The 23,166-nt window shown below is 68.8% G+C and carries 20 protein-coding genes and 2 pseudogenes; 14 read left to right on the forward strand and 8 right to left on the reverse strand.

Annotated elements, in window-relative coordinates:
- Positions 1-92 precede the first annotated feature (92 nt).
- Both C2U31_RS15495 and C2U31_RS15500 read left to right on the forward strand, forming a co-directional pair.
- Positions 93-1,118, forward strand: a complete 1,026-nt coding sequence (locus C2U31_RS15495; RefSeq protein ID WP_103276389.1) for a HAMP domain-containing sensor histidine kinase — start codon at positions 93-95, stop codon at positions 1,116-1,118.
- Positions 1,115-3,043 (forward strand): potassium transporter Kup, encoded by a 1,929-nt coding sequence (locus tag C2U31_RS15500; protein WP_103273575.1) that lies wholly within the window; start codon positions 1,115-1,117, stop codon positions 3,041-3,043. Before C2U31_RS15495 ends, C2U31_RS15500 begins: the two co-directional genes overlap by 4 nt.
- Positions 3,044-3,238: 195 nt before the next feature.
- On the opposite strand, the gene argG is transcribed toward C2U31_RS15500, so the two are convergent.
- Both argG and C2U31_RS15510 read right to left on the reverse strand, forming a co-directional pair.
- Positions 3,239-4,573: an argininosuccinate synthase gene (gene argG / locus C2U31_RS15505; RefSeq protein ID WP_103273576.1), complete on the reverse strand. Its 1,335-nt coding sequence runs from the start codon at positions 4,571-4,573 to the stop codon at positions 3,239-3,241.
- 57 nt (positions 4,574-4,630) lie between these two features.
- Positions 4,631-5,557 (reverse strand): LysR substrate-binding domain-containing protein, encoded by a 927-nt coding sequence (locus C2U31_RS15510; RefSeq protein ID WP_103273577.1) that lies wholly within the window; start codon positions 5,555-5,557, stop codon positions 4,631-4,633.
- A gap of 134 nt (positions 5,558-5,691) precedes the next feature.
- On the opposite strand from C2U31_RS15510, the gene C2U31_RS15515 reads away from it, so the two are divergent.
- From C2U31_RS15515 to C2U31_RS15530, 4 genes are all read left to right on the forward strand, one after another.
- Positions 5,692-6,558 (forward strand): amidohydrolase, encoded by an 867-nt coding sequence (locus C2U31_RS15515; RefSeq protein WP_233772393.1) that lies wholly within the window; start codon positions 5,692-5,694, stop codon positions 6,556-6,558.
- Between the two features lie 66 nt (positions 6,559-6,624).
- Positions 6,625-7,578: a tripartite tricarboxylate transporter substrate binding protein gene (locus C2U31_RS15520; protein WP_103273578.1), complete on the forward strand. Its 954-nt coding sequence runs from the start codon at positions 6,625-6,627 to the stop codon at positions 7,576-7,578.
- 5 nt (positions 7,579-7,583) lie between these two features.
- Positions 7,584-8,126, forward strand: coding sequence for a carboxymuconolactone decarboxylase family protein (locus C2U31_RS15525; RefSeq protein ID WP_103273579.1), 543 nt, complete (start codon positions 7,584-7,586; stop codon positions 8,124-8,126).
- A gap of 11 nt (positions 8,127-8,137) precedes the next feature.
- Positions 8,138-8,701 carry a DUF4286 family protein gene (locus C2U31_RS15530; protein ID WP_103273580.1) on the forward strand — a complete coding sequence of 188 codons (564 nt, stop codon included), beginning with the start codon at positions 8,138-8,140 and terminating at the stop codon, positions 8,699-8,701.
- A 131-nt stretch (positions 8,702-8,832) separates the two neighbouring features.
- On the opposite strand, the gene argF is transcribed toward C2U31_RS15530, so the two are convergent.
- A complete protein-coding gene (gene argF, locus C2U31_RS15535) occupies positions 8,833-9,774 on the reverse strand; it encodes an ornithine carbamoyltransferase (protein ID WP_103276391.1) in 942 nt (313 codons plus the stop codon).
- Between the two features lie 14 nt (positions 9,775-9,788).
- On the reverse strand, positions 9,789-11,012 hold the full coding sequence (locus tag C2U31_RS15540; protein ID WP_103273581.1) for an aspartate aminotransferase family protein: 1,224 nt from the start codon (positions 11,010-11,012) through the stop codon (positions 9,789-9,791).
- A 267-nt stretch (positions 11,013-11,279) separates the two neighbouring features.
- On the opposite strand from C2U31_RS15540, the gene C2U31_RS15545 reads away from it, so the two are divergent.
- Together C2U31_RS15545 and C2U31_RS31240 are read left to right on the forward strand one after the other, a co-directional pair.
- The gene (locus C2U31_RS15545) at positions 11,280-11,570 is read left to right on the forward strand and encodes a DUF3579 domain-containing protein (RefSeq protein WP_103273582.1); all 291 of its coding nucleotides are present in this window, start codon (positions 11,280-11,282) and stop codon (positions 11,568-11,570) included.
- 130 nt (positions 11,571-11,700) lie between these two features.
- Positions 11,701-11,991 (forward strand): annotated as a pseudogene (locus C2U31_RS31240) (transposase); the annotation flags it as partial.
- 8 nt (positions 11,992-11,999) lie between these two features.
- On the opposite strand, the gene C2U31_RS31245 reads toward C2U31_RS31240, so the two are convergent.
- A complete protein-coding gene (locus C2U31_RS31245) occupies positions 12,000-12,116 on the reverse strand; it encodes an MYXO-CTERM sorting domain-containing protein (RefSeq protein ID WP_369869788.1) in 117 nt (38 codons plus the stop codon).
- A 105-nt stretch (positions 12,117-12,221) separates the two neighbouring features.
- Between C2U31_RS31245 and C2U31_RS31250 the strand changes: the two are divergent.
- A pseudogene (locus C2U31_RS31250) lies at positions 12,222-13,064 on the forward strand (IS3 family transposase); the annotation flags it as partial.
- An 81-nt stretch (positions 13,065-13,145) separates the two neighbouring features.
- On the opposite strand, the gene C2U31_RS15555 reads toward C2U31_RS31250, so the two are convergent.
- From C2U31_RS15555 to C2U31_RS15565, 3 genes are all read right to left on the reverse strand, one after another.
- A complete protein-coding gene (locus tag C2U31_RS15555) occupies positions 13,146-14,423 on the reverse strand; it encodes a TRAP transporter large permease (RefSeq protein WP_103273584.1) in 1,278 nt (425 codons plus the stop codon).
- A 32-nt stretch (positions 14,424-14,455) separates the two neighbouring features.
- The gene (locus tag C2U31_RS15560; protein ID WP_103273585.1) at positions 14,456-14,956 is read right to left on the reverse strand and encodes a TRAP transporter small permease; all 501 of its coding nucleotides are present in this window, start codon (positions 14,954-14,956) and stop codon (positions 14,456-14,458) included.
- A 125-nt stretch (positions 14,957-15,081) separates the two neighbouring features.
- Positions 15,082-16,056 carry a TRAP transporter substrate-binding protein gene (locus tag C2U31_RS15565; protein WP_103273586.1) on the reverse strand — a complete coding sequence of 325 codons (975 nt, stop codon included), beginning with the start codon at positions 16,054-16,056 and terminating at the stop codon, positions 15,082-15,084.
- A 103-nt stretch (positions 16,057-16,159) separates the two neighbouring features.
- On the opposite strand from C2U31_RS15565, the gene C2U31_RS15570 reads away from it, so the two are divergent.
- The 5 genes from C2U31_RS15570 (at position 16,160) to C2U31_RS15590 (ending at position 23,161) form a co-directional block, all read left to right on the forward strand.
- Positions 16,160-18,691, forward strand: coding sequence for an ABC transporter permease (locus tag C2U31_RS15570; RefSeq protein ID WP_103273587.1), 2,532 nt, complete (start codon positions 16,160-16,162; stop codon positions 18,689-18,691).
- Entirely contained in the window at positions 18,691-19,107 is a 417-nt protein-coding gene (locus C2U31_RS15575; protein WP_199770826.1) for a group II truncated hemoglobin, read from the forward strand. The genes C2U31_RS15570 and C2U31_RS15575 overlap by 1 nt, the downstream gene beginning before the upstream one ends.
- 234 nt (positions 19,108-19,341) lie before the next feature.
- Positions 19,342-21,051, forward strand: coding sequence for a dihydroxyacetone kinase family protein (locus tag C2U31_RS15580; protein WP_103273588.1), 1,710 nt, complete (start codon positions 19,342-19,344; stop codon positions 21,049-21,051).
- Positions 21,052-21,158: 107 nt separating this feature from the next.
- Positions 21,159-21,890 (forward strand): 3-deoxy-D-manno-octulosonic acid kinase, encoded by a 732-nt coding sequence (locus C2U31_RS15585; RefSeq protein WP_103273589.1) that lies wholly within the window; start codon positions 21,159-21,161, stop codon positions 21,888-21,890.
- A 167-nt stretch (positions 21,891-22,057) separates the two neighbouring features.
- Positions 22,058-23,161, forward strand: a complete 1,104-nt coding sequence (locus C2U31_RS15590; RefSeq protein WP_103273590.1) for a polyamine ABC transporter substrate-binding protein — start codon at positions 22,058-22,060, stop codon at positions 23,159-23,161.
- Positions 23,162-23,166: the final 5 nt, after the last annotated feature.

Genomic DNA, 23,166 nt, shown 5'->3' on the forward strand with positions numbered 1-23,166 from the left:
CGCAGGAACGCATTCTTCCCGCCGCCGCCGCTCCGGCCTCGCGTCCGCTGCTCCCCTCCCGTTCCCTGGCCCGGCATCTGGTCATCCGGCTGATGCCGCCCATCCTGCTGCTGGTCCTGCTGGACCTGATCGCCACCTGGGTGATCACGCACAAGATCGAGATGTCGATGTGGATGCTGGAGGATTTCCTCTGGCTGATGGTGCTGGGGCAGATCGTGCTGATCGTGATGTTCACCTGGGTGGTGGTGCAGGGCGTGCGCTCGGGCCTGCGCTCGGTGAACCATCTGTCCGAAGAGATCCGCCAGCGTTCCATTGACGACATGCAGCCGCTGGAAGTGGCCGGCGTGCCGGTCGAGATCGAGCCGCTGGTCACGCACACCAACGACCTGCTGCTGCGCCTGGACGCCTCGCTGGCGGCGCAGCGGCGCTTCATCGGCCATGCGGCCCATCAGTTGCGCACGCCGCTGTCCGGCCTGCGGCTGGAGTCCGAGCTGATGCTGGCGCGGCCGCTGCCGGACGATGTGCGCGCGCGGGCCGAGCGCATCAAGGCGGTCAGCGACCGCATGATCCGCCTGGGCCAGCAATTGTTGGTGCTGGCGCGCGCCGATCCCAATGCCCGGCCTCAAGACAGCTTCGTGCGCGTCGACCTGTGCGAATGGGTGCGGTCGAACGGGGCCGAGTGGTTTCCCCGGGCTCGCGAGGCGCGCCATGAGCTGGACCTGGTGGCGCCGGACACGCCGATCTGGATCGATGCCGATCCGCTGCTGCTGGCCGAGCTGCTGGGCAACCTGATCGACAACGCGCTGCGCTACGGCAACGAGACCGGCCGCATCGTGCTCATCGTGGGCGCCAATCCGCCGTCGCTGACGGTCGAGGATGACGGGCCCGGCATTCCGCCCGAAGAGCGCGACCGCGTGTTCGAGGCCTTCTATCGCTCGCCCACGGCCACGGCCGGCGGCTCGGGCCTGGGCCTGGCCATCGTGCGCGAGATCGCGCATGCGCATGGCGCCTGGTGGCGGCTCACCAGCCGCCCCGATTTTCCCGGAACGCGACTATCCGTCGTGTTCCCCGGCCCCCGCAAGGGAGCCCAACTCACTCGGCAAGAACCCACATCATGAGCCAGGACACGGTCCGCGTTCCTAACTCGTCTTCCAGCCCGGCTGGCGTGGTGCATGCGCCATCGTCCAAGGCAGCGCTCGTCCTGGGCGCGCTGGGCGTGGTGTATGGCGACATCGGCACCAGCCCGCTCTACACCCTGCGGGCCTGCCTGACCGGGCTTAGCGTGCACACCGACCTGGAGCCGGCGCATCTGCTGGGCGTGCTGTCCATCCTGTTCTGGATGCTGATGGTGGTGGTGTCGTTCAAATACGTGATGCTGGTGCTGCGCGCCGACAATCGGGGCGAAGGCGGCACGCTCGCGCTGCTGGAGCTGGCCGTGCGCGGCCGGGAAGGGCGCATGCGCTGGGTGCTGATCGTGCTGGGCATCTTCGGCGCCGCGCTGTTCTATGGCGACAGCATGATCACGCCGGCGATTTCAGTGCTGTCGGCGCTGGAGGGCATCGGCATCGTTTCGCACCAGCTCGACGAGTGGGTCGTGCCGCTGGCGCTGCTGGTGCTGGTGGGCCTGTTCGTGATTCAGTCGCACGGCACTGGCCTGATGGGCAAGCTGTTCGGTCCTGTGATGGCGCTGTGGTTCGGCACGCTGGCGCTGCTGGGCGGCTGGCAGGTCTGGCAGACGCCGGAAGTGCTCAGTGCGCTCAATCCCATGTGGGGCTTGCGCTTCATCGTCGAATTCCCCTGGATCAGCTTCGTGCTGCTGGGCGCCGTGGTGCTGGCGCTGACCGGCGCCGAGGCGCTGTACGCCGATATGGGCCACTTCGGCCGCCCGGCCATCCGCCGCGCCTGGTTCAGCATGGTGATGCCGGCGCTGACGCTGTGCTATTTTGGCCAGGGCGCGCTGCTGCTGCGCGATCCCGAGGCGATCCGCAATCCCTTCTTCCTGATGGCGCCCGACTGGGGCCTGGCGCCGCTGGTGGCGTTGGCCACCGTGGCCACCGTGGTGGCGTCGCAGGCGGTGATCTCGGGAGCCTACTCGGTGACGCGCCAGGCCGTGCAGCTGGGTTTCTGGCCGCGCATGCAGATCCTGCACACCTCGGCGGTCGAGAAAGGCCAGATCTACCTGCCGCAGGTCAACGCGCTGCTGCTGTGCGCGGTGCTGGTGCTGGTGCTGGTGTTCCGCAATTCCGACAACCTCGCCGCCGCCTACGGCTTCGCCGTGACCGGCACCATGCTGACTACCTCGGTGCTGGCCTTCGCCGTGCTGCCGCGCGGCAGCACCGGCGCCAAGCGGATGCTGTGGCTGGTGGCGTTGGGCCTTCTGCTGCTGTTCGACGTGCTGCTGTTCTCGGCCAACGTGTTCAAGATCCACGAAGGTGGCTGGCTGCCGCTGGTGGTGGCGATCGTGGTGTTCACGCTGATGATGACCTGGCGTCGCGGCCGCCGCCTGCTGTCCGAAATGCAGCAGCGCGACCGCCAGCCGCTCAAGGAATTCATGGAGCAGCTGGAGGAATACCCACCGTCGCGCGTGCACGGCACCGCCATTTTCATGACCATGAACTCCGGCAACGTGCCGCCGGCGCTGCTGCACAACCTCAAGCACAACAAGGTGCTGCACGACCATGTGCTGTTCCTGACCATCCTGGTCGCGGACGTGCCCTACGTGTCCGAGGACGAACGCTTCACGGTCAACAAGCTCAGCGCCTCCAGCTGGCAGGCCACGGTGCACTACGGCTTCAAGGAAGATCCGGATGTGCCGGACACCCTGCGCCAGGTGGCCGAGGCCTACCCGGAAATCGACCTGGAACCGATGCGTACCTCGTACTTCCTGTCGCGCCAGACCGTGGTCGCGGCCAAGAAGCCAGCCCTGTGGCGCTGGCGCCGCGTGGTGTTCTCCTTCATGGCGCGCAACGCCACCCGCAGCACCAAGTTCTTCAAGATCCCGGCCAACCGCGTCGTGGAAATGGGCATGCAGGTCGAGCTGTAACCGCGCCAGCCCAAACAAAAAGCCCCTCGGCATGCCGAGGGGCTTTTTCTTGAACCGCTATCGCACCCCTCATTTCACGCACCCAATCTAAGGCGCGACATTCGAGGCACTCCCTATCAGGGTCGCGCGGAGCCGGCTTTGCCGGTCCGCAGCGACGCCCCCTGGGGGGAAGCGCGCAGCGCTTCGGGGGGGGGCTTATTTCTTTTCGTCTTTCAGCTGAGGGATCGACGTGCCCGACGAAGCCAGCAGGCCGGTCTGCACATACGTGAACAGCTTGGCGCGCGTATCGGTGATGTCGAGGTTGCGCATGGTCAGCTGGCCGATGCGGTCGGCCGGCGTGAACGGGGCGTTCTCGACCTTTTCCATCGACAGGCGCTCGGGAGCGTAGGTCAGGTTGGCCGATTCGGTGTTCAGCAGCGAGTAGTCGTTGCCGCGACGCAGTTCCAGCGTGACTTCGCCGGTGACGGCGCGGGCCACCCAGCGCTGCGCGGTTTCGCGCAGCATGATGGCTTGCGGGTCGAACCAGCGGCCCTGGTACAGCAGGCGGCCCAGCTTGCGGCCGTTTTCGCGGTACTGCTCGATGGTGTCTTCGTTGTGGATGCCGGTGACCAGGCGCTCGTAGGCGATGAACAGCAGCGCCATGCCCGGGGCTTCGTAGATGCCGCGGCTCTTGGCCTCGATGATGCGGTTCTCGATCTGGTCGCTCATGCCCAGGCCGTGGCGGCCGCCGATGCGGTTCGCTTCGAGCATCAGCTCGACCGGGTCCGCGTATTCCACGCCGTTCAGCGCGACCGGCTGGCCTTCCTCGAAGCGCACCGTGACTTCCTCGGCCTTGACGGCCACGTCATCGCGCCAGAACGCCACGCCCATGATGGGCTTGACGATGCGGATGCCGGAGTTCAGGTGCTCCAGGTCCTTGGCCTCGTGCGTGGCGCCGAGCAGATTGGAGTCGGTGGAGTAGGCCTTTTCGGCGGACATCTTGTAGTCGAAGCCGGCCTGGCGCATGTATTCGGACATTTCCGAACGGCCGCCCAGCTCGTCGATGAAGCGCTGGTCCAGCCAGGGCTTGTAGATCTTCAGGTCCGGGTTGGTCAGCAGGCCGTAGCGGTAGAAGCGCTCGATGTCGTTGCCCTTGAAGGTGCTGCCGTCGCCCCAGATGTTGACGTCGTCTTCCTTCATGGCGGCCACCAGCATGGTGCCGGTGACGGCGCGGCCGATGGGCGTGGTGTTGAAGTAGGTGATGCCGGCGGTCGAGATGTGGAAGGCGCCCGATTGCAGCGCGGCGATGCCTTCGGCGACCAGCTGCGGGCGGCAGTCGATCAGGCGGGCGTTCTTGGCGCCGTAGGCCAGGGCCTTGCGCGGGATCTCGTCGTAGTCGGCCTCGTCGGGCTGGCCCAGGTTCGCGGTGTACGCGTAGGGGATGGCGCCGTTGTTGCGCATCCAGAGCAGCGCGGCGCTGGTGTCGAGGCCGCCGGAGAAGGCGATGCCGACCTTCTGGCCGGTGGGAAGGTTCGGGAGGATAGTGGTCATTGTTTGAGGTGAGACGCCAACGGGACTTTGACAGCAGCGAGCCGCCAAACAAGAAATCTAAGCGGGCATTTTAGCGCTTTTGCCGGGGGCGAACAGGGCGCGCAGTTCCAGCCCGCGTATCAGTTTGGCGGTGGCCGAGGCCAGCCGCGTCGAGGGACGGTGGCGGGCGGTCGCCAGCACCAGGTTGTTGACGATGCGGGGGGCGACGATATCGGCCAGCGCCAGCGCGTGCTCGGCCGCCGGTCCCCGGGCGGCTGAGCGTGGCAGGATGGCGCAGGCATCGCCCTGCGCGGCCAGCTCGACGATGGTCTGCACCGCGTCGACCTCGGCCGCCACCTGCAGGCGCACGCCCTGGGCGCGGCAGACGCTGTCGACCAGTGTGCGGATGGCGTTGGGCGGGCTGGGCAGCACCAGCGGATACGCGCCCAGGTCCTTGACCGCGACGCGTGCGGGCAGCGCGGGCCGAGCGCCGGGGGCGGCGGCCAGCACCAGGTCTTCGCGGAACAGCGACTCGCAGGCCAGCTGAGGTGAGGGGGCCGGATCATAGAGCAGCGCCAGGTCGACGCGCCCGGCCAGCAGCCATTCCCGGACCTGCGCGCTCAGGCCCTCGGCCACGGCGATCGAGGCGCCGGGGAATTCGCGACGGAACGCTTGCACCAGCGGCGGCGTCAGCACCCGGGCGATGCGCGGCGGCAGGCCCACCGACACCTTGCCGGCGGGCGTCTCGCGCAGGCTGCGCAGGTCTTCCCGGGCGCGCTCGGCCAGGGCCAGCAGGGCGCGGGCATGCTCCACGAAGCGCAGGCCCGCCTCGGTGGGCTCCACGCCCCGGCCGTTGCGGTACAGCAGATGCTGGCCCAGTTCCTGTTCCAGCAGGCGCACCTGCCGGCTCAGGGTGGGTTGGGCCACGTCCAGCATCTCGGCCGCGCGTGAGAAGCTGCGGCGCTCGGCAACGCGCAGGAAATATTCGATCTGCTTGAGGTCCATGAGGCGGGTGGGGCGGGGATGCGCGGGGACGGGAGTCTGAGGTATTTATATTTTCTATATCTGAAATCAAAGATATAGCATTGTTCGGCAGGCCGCAATCCATGACCATGGCGCTTTCCCCGCAGGATCGTCCCGTGTCCGATTGTCGTCCGCCGCTCGCATCCCCGTCCCGTCCCCGCTACGCCTTGCCGCCGGGCGCCTGCGATACCCATTGCCATGTGTTCGGGCCGGCCGACGTGTTTCCGTATGCCGAGGGCCGTTCTTACACGCCGCCCGACGCGCCGCAGTCCCGGCTGGCCGCGCTGCACGCGCACCTGGGCATCCGCCGCGCCGTGGTGGTGCAGGCCAATTGCCACGGCGCCGACCATGCCGCGCTGCTGGACGCGCTGGCCCGCAGCGAAGGCCGCTATCGCGGCGTGGCGCTGCTGGGGGCGGATGCGACCCCCGCGTCGGTACGCGCGCTGCACGACGCCGGCGTGCGCGGGGCCCGCTTCAACTTCGTGCCCCATCTGGGCGGTGCGCCGGACCCGGCCGTCTTCGACCATGTGGTCGGCCTGATCGCGCCGCTGGGCTGGCATCTGTGCCTGCATCTGGACGGCGCCCAGCTGCCCGGGCTGCTGCCGCGCCTGCGCGCGCTGCCGCTGCCCTTCGTGATCGACCACATGGGCCGGGTGCGCGCGGCCGACGGGCTGGACGCGCCGGCCTTTCGCGCGCTGCTGGGCCTGGCGGACCTGCCGGGCGCCTGGGTGAAGGTGTCGGGCCTGGACCGCATCGGCGCGGGCAGGCGGCCGTTCGCCGAGGGCATCCCCTTCGTGCGGGCGCTGGTGGAGGCCATGCCCGAGCGCACCTTGTGGGGCACCGACTGGCCGCACCCGAACGTGCGCGGCGACATGCCGGACGACGGCGAATTATGCGACGCCTTCTTCCTGGCCTGTCCGGACGACGAGGCGCGCCGCCAGGTGCTGGTGCACAACCCGGCGCGGCTGTACGGATTTCCCTGACCCCAGCGCCGCGCGCCCGGCCGGGCCGCGTGGCGACGACCCTATTCGATTCCAAAGGAGACAAACATGTTGAAGAAACTATTCTGCGCCGCCCTGCTGGGGCTGGCCGCCACCGGCGCGGCGCGCGCGGATGCGCCCGTGCGGCTGATCATCGCCTTCCCGCCGGGCGGTCCGGTGGACCTGGTGGGCCGCGTGCTGGCCGAGCAGCTGGGCAAGGAACTCAAGCAGCAGGTGATCGTGGAGAACAAGGCCGGCGCCAACGGCAATATCGCCGCGTCCTACGTGGCCAAGGCGCCTGGCGACGGCTCGGTGCTGTTCCTGACCAGCGTCGGCGCCGTGTCCATCAGCCCGGCGCTGTACAAGGACCTGCCCTATGATCCGGCGCGCGACTTCGCGCCGGTCTCGCGGGTGGTCAACAACGCCACCGTGTTCGTGGTCAACCCGGCCAACCTGGCTGTGGATGCGGCCGATTTCGTCAAGCGCTCGCAGGCCGACTCGCAGCCGGTGGCGGTGGGCTCGTCCGGCATCGGCAGCATTCCGCACCTGACGCTGGAGATGTTCGCCGACGCCAGCCGCGCCAAGGTCATGCACGTGCCCTACAAGGGCGCGGCGCCGGTGATCAATGATGTGATGGGCAACCAGGTGGCGGGCTTCTTCGGCGACGTGCCGGGCCTGATCGGGCATATCCAGGGCGGCAAGCTCAAGGCGCTGGGCATCGCCGCGCCGTCGCGCCATCCGCTGTTGCCGGACGTCAAGACGCTGGCCGAGCAGGGCATCGCCGGCGTGGAGTCCAACAACTGGTACGGGCTGGTGGCGCCGGCCGCCACCCCGGCGGCCACCGTGGACAAGCTCAACCAGGCGGTGCGCGCGGCGCTGGGCAGCGAGGCCGTGCGCGCGCGGCTGGAGAAGTTCGGCGCCCAGGCCGCGCCCAGCTCGCCGCAGGAACTGGCGGCGCTGATCGCGTCCGACCGCGACAAGTGGACCGCGCTGATCCAGCGCAAGAACATCCGGCCGGAGTGAGCGCCATGGACGCATGCAGAGTGACGCCGGTGGAACCGGGCGCGCGGCCGGCGCTGGCCGGCCTGGAAGCGCGCATCGCCGCCGCGCGCGGCCGCATCTCGCCGCTGTACCAGGTGCTGCTGAACAGCCCGGCCGTGACCGAGGGCTGGGAGGCCATGCTGACCGCCATCCGCCAGAAGACGGCGCTGGCGCCGCGCCTGCGCGAGCTGATCATCCTGCGGGTGGCGACGCTGAACGGCGCGCCCTACGAGTTCGAGGCCCATGTGCCGCACGCGCGCCAGGCCGGCATGCCGGACGCGCTGATCGAGCGCCTGCGCGCCGGCCCAGCGCCGGCGGAGCTGGCGGAAGGGTCGGAGGGGCTGGCGCCGGGCGAGGCCGAGGCGCTGGCGCTGACCGACGCCATGACGCGCGGCATCGAGGTGCCGGACGCGGTGTTCGCGCCGCTGCGCGCGCTGCATGACGACCAGGCGCTGGTGGAATTGACGGCGACCGTGGCGGCCTACAACATGGTGTCGCGTTTCCTGGTCGCCCTGCGCGTCGGACACTGAGGAATGGGAAAGTGACGGATACCGTATTGCTGTTGTCCCTGGGCGAGCGCATCGGCGCGCCGCGCGCCGCCGGCATCGCCGGCAGGCTGGCCGACGGCCTGCCCAACGTGCGCGTGAGCGCCTATGCGGCCGTAGACGAGGACGAGACCTATCTGTACATCGACGGCGGCGAAGGCACCTTGCCCGAAGTGGGCGCGCGCGTGGCCGAGCAGTTGCCCGGCGCCAGCGTGCGCGTGCTGCACCGGACGCTGGACCTGCCGGGCGCCTCCAGCGGCCAGGACGCGCCCTGGCACTACATCGTCGAGACCGATGTGCTGCCCGAGGCCGAGGCCGACCTGAACGCCTGGTACGACCAGGAACATCTGCCCGGCCTGGCCGCCGTGCCGGGCACCGTGCGCGCGCTGCGCTATGAGTGCCGCCACAAGGGGCCGCGCTACCTGGCCTGCTACGACCTGCACACGCGCGAGACCTTCGGCAGCCCGCCGTGGCTGGCGGTGCGGGCCACGGACTGGAGCAGCCGGGTGCGGCCGTCGTTCCGCAACACGCGGCGCACGATGTTCATGAGGATCCTGTAGGCGGCGGGCGCACGCCACGCCGTCCAGGCTGGCGGGCAAGACGACAAGACGACAAGCAAAAGGGCCGGACTGCGCTGTCCGGCCCTTTGTCGCCGGGGCGGCATGCGCTCCGGCGGATCCTGCTCGCAGGCTTACTTGAGCTGGCCGAGCAGCAGGAACTCCATCAGCGCCTTCTGCACGTGCATGCGGTTCTCAGCCTCGTCCCAGACCACGCTTTGTGGGCCGTCGATGACGTCGCCGGTGACTTCCTCGCCCCGGTGGGCGGGCAGGCAGTGCATGAACACGGCTTGCGGATCGGCCACGGCCATCATCTCGGCGTCGACGCGCCAGTCGGCGAAGGCGGCGCGGCGCTCTTCGTTCTCGGCCTCATAGCCCATGCTGGTCCAGACGTCGGTGGTCACCAGGTGCGCGCCCTTGCAGGCCTCCATGGGATCCTTGAACTGACGCAGCACCTTGTCGGACGGATTGCCGATGCGCGCCGGTTCCAGCTCGTAGCCGGCCGGGCCGGACACGTGCAGCGTGAAGCCCAGCAGCTCGGCGGCCTGCAGCCAGGTGTAGGCCATGTTGTTGGCGTCGCCCACCCAGGCCACCGTCTTGCCGGCGATGGGGCCGCGATGCTCGATGTAGGTGAAGATGTCGGCCAGGATCTGGCAGGGGTGGAATTCGTTGGTCAGGCCGTTGATCACGGGCACGCGCGAGTGCGAGGCGAAGCGCTCGATGCGGGTTTGCTCGAACGTGCGGATCATGACGATGTCGACCATGCGCGAGATGACGCGCGCGGTGTCCTCGATGGGCTCGGAGCGGCCCAGCTGGGAGTCGTTGGACGTCAGGTTGATGACCGAGCCGCCCATCTGGTACATGCCGGCCTCGAACGACACGCGGGTGCGCGTGCTGGCCTTTTCGAACACCATCGCCAGCGTGCGGTCGTGCAGCGGCATGTGGGGTTCGTAGCGCTTGAACTTGTCCTTGATGAGGCGCGCGCGGTCCAGCACGTACGCGATCTCGGCGGACGAGAAATCCTTGAACTGAAGAAAGTGCCGCAACGGGCCGTTTTGAGTCGTAGGTGGTGTCATGGTGAGGTCGCAGGTCAAAGTGCCCGGCCGGGCTCGTGGCCCGGCAGGGGTGTTGATGATGTCTTGTCGGCCAGGAAATCCCGGATCAGCGGGACCAGGATCTCGACGATCCGGTCGGCTTCTGTCCGGTTGAGGATCAGGGGCGGCAGCATGCGGATGACGCGGTCGCGCGTGACGTTGATGAGCAGGCCCGCCTCGAGCGCGCGCAGCGCCAGCGCGCCGCAGGGCCGGGCCAGCTCGATGCCCAACATCAGGCCGCGTCCGCGGATCTCGGTCACGCCGGGCGTGCCGGCCAGCGCGGCGGCCAGCGATTCGCGCAGGTGCGCGCCCACCGCGTGGGCATTGTCGAGCAGGTTGTCGGATTCGATGGCGTCCAGCACCGCCAGCCCGGCCGCGCAGGCCAGCGGGCCGCCGCCGAAGGTGGTGCCGTGGCTGCCGGGCGTCAGCACGCCGGCGGCGGGGCCGGCCGCCAGCATGGCGCCGATGGGCACGCCGCCCGCCAGGCCCTTGGCCAGCGTCATCACGTCGGGCCGGATGCCGGCCCATTGGTGCGCGAACCACTTGCCGCTGCGGCCGATGCCGGACTGCACTTCGTCGATCATCAGCAGCCAGCCGCGCTCGGTACAGAGCTGGCGCAGCGCCTGCAGGTAGGCGGCGTCCGACGGCCGGATGCCGCCTTCGCCCTGCAGCGCCTCAAGCAGGACCGCCGCCACGCGCGGCTCGGCGTCGCCGGCGGCGCGCACCGCGTCGATCTGGTTGTACGGCACCTGGATGAAGCCGGAGGGCAGGGGCTCGAAGCCCTTGCGCGCCTTGTCGCTGCCGGTGGCCGCCAGCGTCGCCAGCGTGCGCCCGTGCCAGGACGAGTCCATGGTGATGATGTGGGCGTGCTGGTTGCCGCGCTGCCAGGCGTAGTAGCGGGCCAGCTTGATGGCGGCCTCGTTGGCCTCGGAGCCGCTGTTGGCGAAGGCCGCTTCCTGCATGCCGGCCAGCGCCGTCAGGCGGGCGGCCAGCTCGGCCTGCTGCGGAATTTCGTAGATGTTGGACGTGTGGATGACGCGCGCGGCCTGCGTGGCGATGGCCTGCACCAGCTGCGGATGCGCGTGGCCCAGGCAGGACACGCCGATGCCCGCCAGCGCGTCCAGGTACTTGCGGCCCTGCGCGTCCCATAGCCATACGCCCTGGCCGTGCGTGAACGCTACCGGCAGACGGGCGTAGATATTGGCCAGAGGCGAGGGCATCGCGGATTCTCCTGGGGCGGACTCCCTTGGGCGGACAGGGCCGGCTTCGCGCCGCTGCCGCGGTGTCGCCGCAGCCTGCCTGTCTGGTTCGCCGGCCTGACGGGCGGAGCCGGGCCGGCCACCTGCTGGACAGCTCCGTTCTACGGGGCGTGCAGCCGTTTTAGGGAGGGCAAAGGATCAATCATATACAATTCGCGGCGCAGGACGCATGTTTGATCACGCCGAAGATCCGGCTTTCGTGAAGGGCGTCCTGTAGATGAAGAACTCATGGCAACTCGCGTCAGACAATTCGTAATCCACGGCGTCACCGAAAGCGGCAGCCGTTTCCGCCCCAGCGACTGGGCCGAGCGGCTGGCCGGCGTCATGGCCCAGTTCCGCCCGCCCGGCTGTGCTGGCAATCACCTCACCTATTCGCCCTATGTGCTGCCGGTCGTGATCGACGGCGTGCGCGGCATCGTGGTCGACCAGCGCCTGCGCGACCTGGAGCCGCTGGCCTATAAGTTCGTGGTCGACTTCGCCCACGACAACCATCTCAAGACCGAAGAGCGCGAGGTCTGACCCCGATTGGGGCGGGCTCCCGGGAGGCGGCTTCAGGCTCGCGCGCCCCGGGTCGCGCACAACCGCGAAAAAGCGCCCATTGAACTGACCCCCGAAAGTTGGACGAACTCCAACCTTCGGGGGTTTTTACATGACGAAATACGAAGCGGGTTTCAAGCTCAAGATCGTCAAGCAGTATCTGTCAGGGCCGCTGGGTTTGAAGGCGTTGGCGGCTGAGCATGGTGTGGGCCATGGGACGGTCAGGAGCTGGGTGAATAGTTACCGGGCGCACGGTCTGCCAGGGTTGCGCCGCAAGAGCGCGAGTTATGACGAGGCGTTCAAGCTGAAGGTACTCAAGCGGATGTGGCGCGAGCAGTGGTCACAGACGCAGACGGCGGCGGCATTCGACATACGCTGCGCGGCGCATATTGGTAAGTGGGCACGCCAGTATCATGCTGGAGGTATCGACGCGCTGCGTCGCCTTCGTACAGGCCGTCCCAAGACCATGAGCAACAAGCCACCCCAGCCCCAAGCTCCAGCCGCCGACCTGGACGATAAGCAGATCATTGCCCGGCAGAATCAGGAGTTGATTGAACTGCGCGCCGAGGTCGCGTACTTAAAAAAACTCGATGCCTTGATCCAGGAAAAGCGTGCGGCTGCGCGCAAAAAGCGCAAGCCGTGACTGGGTTGAGGCCACAGTACCCGTTGGCGGCCTTGCTCAAGGCGTCGGGCTTGGCGCGCAGCACGTATTACTACCAGGCCAGGCAGGCCCAGGCCGCTGACAAGCATGCCGAACTCAAAGGCAGAATCGGGGCTGTCTACGCGCATCACAAGGGGCGCTATGGCTACCGGCGCATCACCGCGACCTTGCGCCAGGCAGGCCAGTGCGTGAATCACAAGACGGTGCAGAAGCTGATGCAGGTGCTCGGGCTGAAATCCTTGGTACGCCCGAAGAAATATCGCTCGTATCGAGGCGGCCCTGCCCTAATGGCACCGAATCTGTTGGCGCGCCAGTTCGTGGCCGACAGGCCGAACCAGAAATGGGTAACCGATGTGACCGAGTTCAACGTTCGCGGCCAAAAACTCTATCTGTCACCGGTGATGGATCTGTACAACGGTGAGATCCTGGCCTACGAAACCAGTCGTCGACCGATGTTCAAGCTCGTGGGGGCTATGCTCAAGAAAGCGCTCGCTCGGCTCAGCCCCACCGACAGACCCGTCTTGCACTCCGATCAGGGCTGGCAGTATCAGCAGTTCAACTACCGTCAGATGCTGGAGGCCCGATCGATAACGCAGAGCATGTCACGCAAGGGAAACTGCCTGGACAACGCGGCCATGGAAAGTTTCTTCGGCACCCTCAAGGCGGAGTTCTTCCATTTGAATCGCTTCGACAATATCGACCAATTGGAAGCCGGTATCCGGCGATACATCAGGTACTACAACCACGACCGCATCAAGCTCAAGCTAAAAGGCCTGAGCCCGGTGCAATACCGAACTCAGGCCTTCGGGCTTTAGCTGACCGTCCAACTTCTGGGGGTCAGTTCATCGGGCGCTTTTTTCGTTGACGCTGGCGCCGCCCGCCTGGGCGGCTCCGCGCTACTTGCCGTAGACCACGTCGCGCAGCCCCAGCGACAGCCCCGGCCAGTAGGTGATGACCATCAGGCAGACGATCACCACGCCCACGAACGGGATCAGCGGCTTGATCAGCCGTTCCAGCGGCAGCTTGGCCACCGCGCAGGCGGCGAACAGGTTCACGCCGAAGGGCGGGGTGATCATGCCCAGCGCCAGGTTGACGACCATGATGATGCCGAAGTGCACCGGTTCCACGCCGAATTTCAGCGCCACCGGCAGCAGCAGCGGGGCCAGCACCACGATGGACGCGGACGTCTCGATGAACATGCCGATGACGAACAGCGCCGCGTTCACGCCCATCAGGAACGTGAATTTGGTGTCGAACACCTGCGCCAGCCAGACGCCCAGCGCGTCGGGGATGCCGGCGCGGTTGAGCAGGAAGCTGAAGACGCCGGCGTTGGCGATCACGAACATGATCACCGCGGTCGACATGACGGATTTGTGCAGGGTTTCGGACAGCTGGCCGAAGCTGAGCTTGCGGTAGATGAATTTGCCCACCACCACCGCGTACATCACCGCGACCACGGAGGCCTCGGTCGGCGTGAACACGCCGCCGTAGATGCCGCCCAGGATGATGACCGGCATCATCAGCGCCAGCCAGGCGCGCTTGAAGGCCGGCCATAGCGGCAGGCGGCCTTCGCCGTCGCGCGTGCCCAGGCCATTGCGCCTGGCGTAGAGCCAGACGTAGAGCATCAGCGCCAGGCCGATCAGGATGCCGGGCATCACGCCGGCGATGAACAGCTCGCCGGTGGAGGTGTCGGTGGATACGGCGAACAGGATCATCGGGATGGACGGCGGGATGATCACCCCCAGCTCGGCCGCGCTGGCCTGCAGCGAGGCGGCGAAGGGCGCCGGGTAGCCGTGCCGGATCATGGCCGGGATCAGGATGGCGCCGACCGCGAAGGTGGTGGCCACGCTGGAGCCGGCCACGGCCGCGAAGATCATGCAGGTCAGCACGCAGGTGCAGGCCAGGCCGCCCTGGATGCCGCCCACCAGGCTCTTGGCGAACTCGACCATGCGTTCGGAAATGCCGCCGGCTTCCATCAGGTTGCCGGCCAGGATGAAGAAGGGAATCGCCACCAGCGGGTACTTGTCCAGCGCGGCGTATAGCTGCTGGGCCACCACCAGCCAGGGCAGGTTGGCGGCGCCGACCCCCGCCAGGCTGGCCAGTCCGATCGACACGGCGACCGGCACGGACAGCCCGAAGAAAATCAGCATCGAGACAATCATCAATTGGGACATGGCGTGATCTGCTTGGATTCGTTGCGAACGGGTCAGCCCTGCGCGTCGTTGCGCAAGGGGGCCTCGGCTTCTTCGCCGGCGCACCAGCGGGCCAGCACGGCGATGGCGGCCAGCGTGGCGCCGACCGGGATGGCCAGGTAGATCCAGGAGATCGAGATGTCCAGGCTGGGCACGTTCTGGAAACGCACGCGCCAGGTCATCTGGCCGCCGATCCAGGCCACGAAGCCCAGGAAGCCGGCGCAGATCAGGCCGATCAACGCCTCCAGCGCCCGGCGGCGCGCGCCGCCCAGCAGGTTGCGCAGCAGTTCGACGCTGATCATGGCGCCGTGGCGGAAGGCCAGGGCCACGCCCAGCAGCACGGTCCAGATGAGCAGGGCGCGGGTCAGGACCTCGCTCCAGTCGGCCGGCGCATGCAGCACGAAACGGGCGATGACCTGGTAGAAGGCGGCGGCCGCGGCGGCCACCAGCAAGAGTTGGGCGATGACCGAAACCAGCTTGAAGAGCAGGCGGTCGAAGGCGCAGAGCAAACGCATGATGAATGGAGTCCCGCTAGCGATGGGCGCGAACCAGGCAGGGCAGGCCGGCGGACGGCGCGGGCGGGACGGGCGGGCGTTGCCCGCCGGCCCGTCCCGCGCCTGTCCGCGCCGGCGCGCCGTGCTTACTTGGTGTCGCGGATGGCGTCGATCAGCTTCTTGTCGTACTTCTTGTAGTACTCGGGGTAGGCCGGCTCGACGGCGGCGGCGAAGGCGGCGCGGTCCACTTCGGTGACCTGCATGCCTTCCTTCTTCAGCTGCTCCACGCCGGTCTTCTCGATGTTGTCGACGTAGGCGCGCATGGCCTGGGCCGATTCCTTGCCGGCCTTGTCGAAGTTGGCTTTGTCGGCGGCCGACAGACCTTCATAGACGTTGGCGGACATCAGCACCAGCGCCGGGCCGTAGACGTGGCCGGTCAGCGCCAGGTGCTTCTGCATCTGCGACAGCTTGGCCGAGGTGATGACCGACAGCGGGTTTTCCTGGCCGTCGATGGTGCCCTGCTGCAGGGCGGTGGCCACTTCGGGCCAGGCCATCGGGGTCGGCAGGATGCCGATCTGGCGGAAGGCCGCGATGTGGATGGGGTTTTCCGTGGTGCGGATCTTCAGGCCCTTGGCGTCGGCCGGCGTCTTGACCGGGCGCACGTTGTTGGTCAGGTGGCGGAAGCCCTGTTCGCCCCAGGCCAGGGCGATGATGCCGCGGCTGGGGAACTTGGCCAGCATGTCCTGGCCGATCTTGCTGTCCAGCACCGTGCGGGCGTGCGGCAGGTCGCGCAGCAGGAAGGGGATATCGAAAACCCCGGTTTCGGGAACAAAATTGAGGGTGGCCCCTGTCGAAACGATCGCCAGGTCGATGGTGCCGATCTGCAGCCCCTCGATGACCTCGCGCTCGCCGCCCAGCGCGCTGTTGGCGAACTGCTGCACCTTGTACTTGCCGCCCGTCGAGGCTTCGATGGACTTGGCCATGGCGTCCGCGCCGGCGCCGTAGTGCGACGAGGTCGACAGGGCGTAGGCCATCTTCAGGGTGTTCTGCGCCGCGGCGGGCAGGGAAGCGACCGCCCCGCAGGCGGCCAGGATCGTGGCTGCAAGCCAGGATTTGCGCATTGTCTTCTCCAGTATTCGATATGTTCTTGTCGCGGCGTTGCGCCGCAGTAGCGCATGATAGCGGGATTCGGCCCCCATTCCGGCCGTTGGGTAAGATTGCACGATGATGGATTTCCCTGATGCCTCCCGGGCGCGCCGCGCCGGTTTCTGGTCCACCCTGCGCCTGGGCGCCAGGATGATGATGCGCGACGCGCGCGCCGGCGAGCTGCGCCTGCTGGTGCTGGCGCTGGTGGTGGCGGTGGCCGCCGTGACCAGCGTCGGCTTCCTGGCCGACCGGGTCGGCCGGGCGCTGGAGCGCGACGCCGGCCAGATGCTGGGGGCCGACCTGGTGCTGGACGCCGACGAGCCGGTGCCGGACGCCTTCCTGCAGCAGGCGCGCCAGCGCGGGCTCGAGGTATCGCGCACCTGGCAGTTCCCGTCCATGGTCAGCGCGGGCGACGGCGCCCAGCTGGCCGCGCTCAAGGCCGTCGAGCCGGGCTACCCGCTGCGCGGCGCGCTGCGCGTGGCCGAGGGGCCGTTCGCGCCGGACGCGCCGGCGCGCGGCATTCCCTCCGAGGGCGCGGTCTGGGTCGACGGCCAGCTGCTGTCGCTGCTGAGTCTGAAGATCGGCGACCTGCTCAACGTGGGCGACACGCGCCTGCGCATCGAGCGGGTGGTGAGCTACGAACCCGACCGGGGCATGCAGTTCGTCAACGTCGCGCCGCGCGTGCTGCTGCGCGCCAGCGATCTGCCGGCCACCGGCCTGATCGCGCCGGGCAGCCGCATCGGCTACGCGCTGCTGGTCGCCGGTCCGCCCGAGGCCGTGTCCGGCTATGCCGGCTGGCTGGGCCAGAACCTCAAGCGCGGCCAGAAGCTGGCGACGCTGGAATCTGGCCGTCCCGAGGTGCGCCGCACGCTGGACCGCGCCCAGCGCTTCCTGTCGCTGGTGGCGCTGCTGGCCGTGCTGATCTCGGCCGTGGCGGTGGCGCTGGCGGCCGGGCGCTACATGGCGCGGCACCGTGACGGCATCGCCGTCATGCGCTGCCTGGGCGCGGTGCAGTCGCAGGTCTCGCGCATGCTGACGCTGGAATTCGCGCTGGTCGGGCTGTTCTCGTCGGCACTTGGCTGTCTGCTGGGCTTCGCCGTGCACCAGGGCCTGGTGGCGGTGCTGGCCTCGCTGATCGACACGACCCTGCCCGCGCCCTCGGTGGTGCCGGCGGCGCAGGGTCTGCTGACCGGCCTGTTGCTGCTGCTGGGCTTCGCGCTGCCCTCGCTGGCGCAGCTGCGCCATGTGCCGCCGGCCCGCGTGCTGCGGCGCGACGCCGACACGCTGGGCGCGCGCAGCGCCGCCGGCTACGGGCTGGGCGCGGCGGGCTTCGCTCTGCTGATCTGGTGGTTCGCCGGCGACGCGCGGCTGGGGGCGGTGGTGGCGGGCGGCTTCCTGGGCGCCTTCCTGGTGTTCGCGCTGGTGGCCTGGCTCTGCATCCTGGGCCTGTCGCGCCTGCGTCGCGTGGCCAACGGGCTGCCGTCCCTGCGCTTCGCCCTGGCCGGCGTGGTGCGGCGCCGCGTCGCCACCATCACCCAGGTCTGCGCGCTGGCGATCGGCCTGATGGCGCTGCTGCTGCTGGCCATGACGCGCACCGACCTGATCCAGGGCTGGCAGCGCACGCTGCCGCCGGACGCGCCCAACCGTTTCCTGATCAATGTGCAGCCCGAGCAGCGCCAGGCCGTGTCCGACGCGCTGGCGCGCGAAGGGCTGGGCCGCGTCAGCCTGGCGCCCATGGTGCGCGGCCGACTGATCGCCCTCAACGGCAAGCCGGTGGGGCCGGACGACTATGAAGAACCGCGCGCCAAGCGGCTGGTGGACCGGGAATTCAACCTGTCCTACGGCGATGAACTGCCCTCGTCCAACCGCATCGAACAGGGCCGCTGGCTCGCGCCCGGCGCCGACGAGGTCTCGCTGGAGTCGGGCCTGGCCAAGACGCTGGGCATCAAGCTGGGCGACAAGATGCTGTTCGACGTGGCCGGCCAGCAGGTCGAGGCCGCCGTGACCAGCATCCGGCGGGTGGACTGGGACACCATGCGCGTCAACTTCTTCGCCATCCTGACTCCGGCCGCGCTGGCCGACATGCCGCAAAGCTGGATCACCTCGTTCTACCTGCCGCCCGGCAAGGAGCCGGTCCTGCCGGCGCTGGTGCGCGAGTTTCCCAACCTGACCGTGTTCGACGTGGGCGCCATCCTGCGGCAACTGCAATCGGTGCTGAACGAAGTGGGGCGCGCGGTGCAGCTGCTGTTCCTGTTCACGCTGGCGGCAGGCGTGCTGGTGCTGGCCGCCGCGCTGACCGCCACGCGCGACGAACGCATGCGCGAGGCCGCCGTGCTGCGGGCGCTGGGCGCGACCCGGCGCCAGCTGGCGCGCTCGCAGCGTATCGAGCTGTGGGCGGTGGGCGGGCTGGCCGGGCTGCTGGCGGCCGCCGGCGCCAGCGCGATTGCTTGGGTTTTATCAACCCTGGTGTTCGACTTTGCGATTACCCTCAGCCTCTGGCCGTGGCTGGCCGGCATCGGCGCTGGCATGCTCGGCGCCTGGGGCGGCGGCGCCCTGGCCCTGCGCGGCGTGCTGCGCACCCCGCCCCTGGTCACCCTGAGAGAAACCTGATGACGTCCCGCGTCCATTCGATAAGCGAACCCGTGGATACTACCCGCAGCATTTTTGATCTACTTGGCGGCGAGCCCGGCGTGCGCGCCCTGGTCGACCGTTTCTACGACCTGATGGACATCGAGCCGGACCTGAAGGAACTGCGCGCCGCCCATGGCCCCAGCCTGGACGAGGCCCGCGACAAGCTGTTCTGGTTCCTGTGCGGCTACTTCGGCGGCCCCGATCACTACATCGAGCGTTTCGGCCATCCCCGGCTGCGCGCGCGCCATCTGCCTTTTTCCATCGGCGAGGTCGAGCGCGATCAGTGGGTGACCTGCATGGGGCGCGCGCTGGAGGACGAGGGCATCGAGCCCGCGCTGGTCGATCGCCTGCTTGAGTCCTTTTACGGCGTGGCCGACTGGATGCGGAATAAGTGACCCCCCCGAAGCGCTCACGCGCTTCCCCCCCCCAGGGGGGCATGCCTGCGGACCGGGGGAGAAGTCCCCCCCGAAGCGCTCGCGCGCATCCCCCCAGGGGGCATGCCTGCGGACCGGCAAAGCCGGCTCCGCGGCATCCCGATGGGGTGAAACCGTCGATGGGGTGAAACCGGTATCCTGCGTGGGTTCATGGCTCTTTTGCGAGAGCCTTTTCATTTTTGAGGTGGCCCGACAATGAAGAAACTCATCAACAATCCGTCCGGACTGGTGCGGGAAATGTTCGAGGGCGCGGCGCGGCAGGCGCCGGGGACGGCCATCCTGGGCGATGAGCATGTGCTGGTGCGCAACGATCTGCCGGCGGCGGAGCGGCGGCCCGTGGCCGTGATTTCCGGCGGTGGCTCCGGTCACGAGCCGGCGCACGCCGGCTATGTCGGCGCCGGCATGCTGAGCGCGGCGGTCTGCGGCGAGGTATTCACCTCGCCGTCCACCGATGCGGTGCTGGCGGCCATCCGCGCCACGGCCGGGCCCAACGGGGCCTTGCTGATCGTCAAGAACTACACCGGCGACCGGTTGAACTTCGGCCTGGCCGCCGAGCTGGCCCGCGCCGAGGGCATCCCGGTGGAGATCGCCATCGTCGCCGACGACGTGTCGCTGCGCCGGCACACGCCGCGCGAACGTCGGCGGGGCATCGCCGGCACCGTGCTGGTGCACAAGATCGCGGGCGCGGCCGCGGCCCTGGGGCTGCCGCTGGCGCAGGTCGCCGCCGCCGCGCGCGAGGCGGCCGCGCAGCTCGGCTCGATGGGCGTGGCCCTGGGCGGCTGCACGCTGCCGGGTGCGGAGAAATCCGGCTTCACGCTGGCCGACAACGAGATCGAGCTGGGCCTGGGCATCCATGGCGAGAAGGGCGTCGAGCGCAGCGCCATGCTGCCGGCCGACCAGCTGACCGCGACCCTGCTGGATTACATCGTCGAGGACATGGGCCTGGCGGCCGGCGCGCGCGTCGCGCTGCTGGTCAACGGCCTGGGCGCCACGCCGCAGATGGAGCTGGACGTGGTCATGCGCGCCGCCTATGACAAGCTGGCCGCGCGCGGGATCGCCGTCGAGCGGGCCTGGTCGGGCACGCTGCTGTCGGCGCTGGACATGCCGGGCTGCTCGCTGTCGGTGCTGCGCGTGGACGACGGCCGGCTGGCGCTGCTGGACGCGGCCACGGGCGCGCGCGCCTGGCCGGGCGGCGGGCGGGTCAACCAGGACATCCACGTCGCCGCGCCGGCGATGGAGCAGGGCGAGGCCCAGGCCGTGCCCGACGCCGCCGGCCAGCGCTGGATCGCCGCCCTGAAGCCGGCGCTGGGCGCGGCGGCGGCGGCGCTGCACGCCAAGGAGCCGACGCTGACCGAGCTGGATTCGCTGGCGGGCGACGGCGACCTGGGCGCCAGCATGAAGCGCGCCGCCGACGCCATCCTGGCGGTGCCCGACGCGGCCCTGGCCAATCCGGCCGGCGCGCTGGCCGCGCTGGGCGGCGCGCTGCGCAAGGCCATCGCCGGCAGTTCCGGCCCGTTCTACGCCACCGCGCTGCTGCGCGCCTCGCGCCGGCTGGCGCAAGGCGCGCAACCGTCGGCGCGCGACTGGGCCGGTGCGTTCAGCGATGCCGTGCAGGCCGTCAGCGACCTGGGCGGAGCCAAGGCCGGCGACCGGACCATGCTGGATGCGCTGTTCCCGGCCGCCGCCGCCTTCGAGCAGGGCCTGGCCCAGGGCGCGACGCCGGCCGTCGCCTTCGCCGCGGCGGTCGAGGCCGCGGAGCAGGGCGCGCAGGCGACCGCCGCCATGGCGCCGCGCGCCGGCCGCGCCAGCTATTTGGGCGAGCGCGCCGTCGGTGCGCCGGACGGCGGCGCCGTGGCCGTGGCCTGCTGGCTGGCGGCGCTGCGGCCGCATGTCGGGTCCGTGTAAATAGCGGGTCCGTGTAATAATTTTGGGGACGTTTTCCCTTTTGGCGTATCTCCATTGACTGCAAGCGACATCGACTGGCGCCGGACGCCGCAACGGGGCGGCCGGCCATGAAGGCGGAACGCGATGCCAGCGGCGCGCGCCGCGCGGCCTGGCCGGCGCCGCTGGGCGGCGCCATGCTGAGCGACGCGCGTCTGGGCGAGGCCGGACCGCAGCTGTTCGACCCCGCCCGCTATGGCGAGCGCGCCCGTCCGGTGGACGCCGGCGGCCGGCAGGCCGCCTGGTTCGTGCACGGCGAGGGCTGGCAGGGCGTGCTGCGCCGCTACCGGCGCGGCGGCATGATCGCCCGCCTGAGCCGCGACAGCTATCTGTGGGCCGGCGAGGACCGCACGCGCAGCTTCCGCGAATATCGGCTGCTGGCCGCCATGCGACGTCAGGGCCTGGACGTGCCGGCGCCGCTGGCCGCCGCCTATTGGCGCCAGGGGCCGGTCTACCGAGCCGCCATCCTGGTCGAGCGCATTCCCGGCGTGAAGCCGCTGGCCCAGATGCTGGCCGAGCCGCTCTGGGAGCCGGTGGCCGCGGCCATCGTCCGCATGCACCGGGCCGGCGTCTGGCACGCCGACCTGAACGCGTTCAACATCCTGATCGGCGGCGAGGGCCGCGTCTGGCTCATCGATTTCGACCGGGGCATCCAGGGACGGCTGTCCGATCGCCAGCGCCAGGGCAACCTGGAGCGGCTGCGGCGTTCGCTGAACAAGGTGGCGGGGGATGCCGGCGAGCGCTTCTGGCTCAAGCTGCGCGACAGCTACTGGACGGCGTGGGGCGTGGGCATCCAGCCTTGACGCGGGCCAGGGCCGTCCGTCCGGGGCCGATGGGGCGCAGACGAGGCGATCGTCCCCCGATTTGCGGCAAAAAGCCCCCCAAAGTTGGGGAGGTCCGCGTTAAAAAGCTTTATCATTGCGCCTTTTGGCACTCCTGAAATACACGCATAGGGCAAGGGGGTTCGTATATGAAACTAGGGGCGGGAATGCGCTGGGCGCTCGGGGCGATGCTGGTCGCGGCGGCCGCGACGCCGGCGGTCGCGCAGAACAAGGTCGTCAACGTCTACAACTGGGCCGAATACACGGCGCCGGACACGATCCCGGGTTTCGAGAAGGAAACCGGCATCAAGGTCCGCTATGACGTCTACGACAGCAACGACACGCTGCAAGCCAAGCTGCTGGCCGGCAAGTCCGGCTATGACGTCGTTGTCCCGTCCACGCATTACGCCTCCCGCCAGATCGAGGCGGGCCTGTTCCAGAAGCTGGACAAGTCCAAGATCCCGAACTGGAAGTACCTGGATCCCGACGTGATGGCGCTGGTCGCCAGCGTCGACCCGGGCAACCTGTACGCCATCCCCTGGGGCTACGGCACCAACGGCCTGGGCTACAACGTCACCAAGGTCAAGCAGATCCTGGGCGACAACGTCGACCTGGGCAACTGGGACATCCTGTTCAAGCCCGAGAACGCCGCCAAGCTCAAGGAATGCGGCATCTCGATGCTGGACGAGGCCGCGCAGGTCTTCCCGGCGGTGCTGAAGTACCTGGGCAAGGATCCCAACAGCGCCAACCCCGACGACTACAAGGCCGCGCTGGACCTGCTCAAGCAGATCCGCCCGTACATCCGCCAGTTCAGCTCGTCCGGCTATATCGACGAGCTGGCCGTGGGCGACCTGTGCATGGTCTACGGCTTTTCGGGCGACGTGATGATCGCCCGCAAGCGCGCCCAGGAAGCCAAGAAGTCCTATGAAGTGAATTACTTCATTCCCAAGGGCGGCGCGCCGGCCTGGTTCGACCTGATGGTCATCCCGAAGGATGCGCCGCATCCCGAGGAGGCCCTGGCGTTCATCAACTACATCGAGACGCCCCAGGTCCACGCGGCCATCACCAACACCATGTTCTACCCGAACGCCAACAAAGAGGCGCGCAAGTACGTGGTGAAGGACGTGGCCGACAATCCCATGATCTACCCGTCGCCCGAGGTGTCCAAGACCCTCTATGTGATCAAGGCCCAGCCCTTGAACGTCCAACGCCTGCAAACGCGCATGTGGGCCGAGCTGAAGTCCGGAAGATAAGCGAT

It is taken from the genome of Achromobacter sp. AONIH1, assembly GCF_002902905.1.
Taxonomy (GTDB): domain Bacteria; phylum Pseudomonadota; class Gammaproteobacteria; order Burkholderiales; family Burkholderiaceae_B; genus Achromobacter.

What these genes read in the sequence shown, in the direction of transcription:
- C2U31_RS15495 (WP_103276389.1), top strand. Translation starts at nt 93, where the DNA reads ATGCCGCCCATCCTGCTGCTGGTCCTGCTGGACCTGATCGCCACCTGG.
- C2U31_RS15500 (WP_103273575.1), top strand. Translation starts at nt 1,115, where the DNA reads ATGAGCCAGGACACGGTCCGCGTTCCTAACTCGTCTTCCAGCCCGGCT.
- argG (WP_103273576.1), bottom strand. Translation starts at nt 4,573, where the DNA reads ATGACCACTATCCTCCCGAACCTTCCCACCGGCCAGAAGGTCGGCATC.
- C2U31_RS15510 (WP_103273577.1), bottom strand. Translation starts at nt 5,557, where the DNA reads ATGGACCTCAAGCAGATCGAATATTTCCTGCGCGTTGCCGAGCGCCGC.
- C2U31_RS15520 (WP_103273578.1), top strand. Translation starts at nt 6,625, where the DNA reads ATGTTGAAGAAACTATTCTGCGCCGCCCTGCTGGGGCTGGCCGCCACC.
- C2U31_RS15525 (WP_103273579.1), top strand. Translation starts at nt 7,584, where the DNA reads ATGGACGCATGCAGAGTGACGCCGGTGGAACCGGGCGCGCGGCCGGCG.
- argF (WP_103276391.1), bottom strand. Translation starts at nt 9,774, where the DNA reads ATGACACCACCTACGACTCAAAACGGCCCGTTGCGGCACTTTCTTCAG.
- C2U31_RS15540 (WP_103273581.1), bottom strand. Translation starts at nt 11,012, where the DNA reads ATGCCCTCGCCTCTGGCCAATATCTACGCCCGTCTGCCGGTAGCGTTC.
- C2U31_RS15545 (WP_103273582.1), top strand. Translation starts at nt 11,280, where the DNA reads ATGGCAACTCGCGTCAGACAATTCGTAATCCACGGCGTCACCGAAAGC.
- C2U31_RS31245 (WP_369869788.1), bottom strand. Translation starts at nt 12,116, where the DNA reads ATGATCTGCTTATCGTCCAGGTCGGCGGCTGGAGCTTGGGGCTGGGGT.
- C2U31_RS15555 (WP_103273584.1), bottom strand. Translation starts at nt 14,423, where the DNA reads ATGTCCCAATTGATGATTGTCTCGATGCTGATTTTCTTCGGGCTGTCC.
- C2U31_RS15560 (WP_103273585.1), bottom strand. Translation starts at nt 14,956, where the DNA reads ATGCGTTTGCTCTGCGCCTTCGACCGCCTGCTCTTCAAGCTGGTTTCG.
- C2U31_RS15565 (WP_103273586.1), bottom strand. Translation starts at nt 16,056, where the DNA reads ATGCGCAAATCCTGGCTTGCAGCCACGATCCTGGCCGCCTGCGGGGCG.
- C2U31_RS15570 (WP_103273587.1), top strand. Translation starts at nt 16,160, where the DNA reads ATGATGGATTTCCCTGATGCCTCCCGGGCGCGCCGCGCCGGTTTCTGG.
- C2U31_RS15575 (WP_199770826.1), top strand. Translation starts at nt 18,691, where the DNA reads ATGACGTCCCGCGTCCATTCGATAAGCGAACCCGTGGATACTACCCGC.
- C2U31_RS15580 (WP_103273588.1), top strand. Translation starts at nt 19,342, where the DNA reads ATGAAGAAACTCATCAACAATCCGTCCGGACTGGTGCGGGAAATGTTC.
- C2U31_RS15585 (WP_103273589.1), top strand. Translation starts at nt 21,159, where the DNA reads ATGAAGGCGGAACGCGATGCCAGCGGCGCGCGCCGCGCGGCCTGGCCG.
- C2U31_RS15590 (WP_103273590.1), top strand. Translation starts at nt 22,058, where the DNA reads ATGAAACTAGGGGCGGGAATGCGCTGGGCGCTCGGGGCGATGCTGGTC.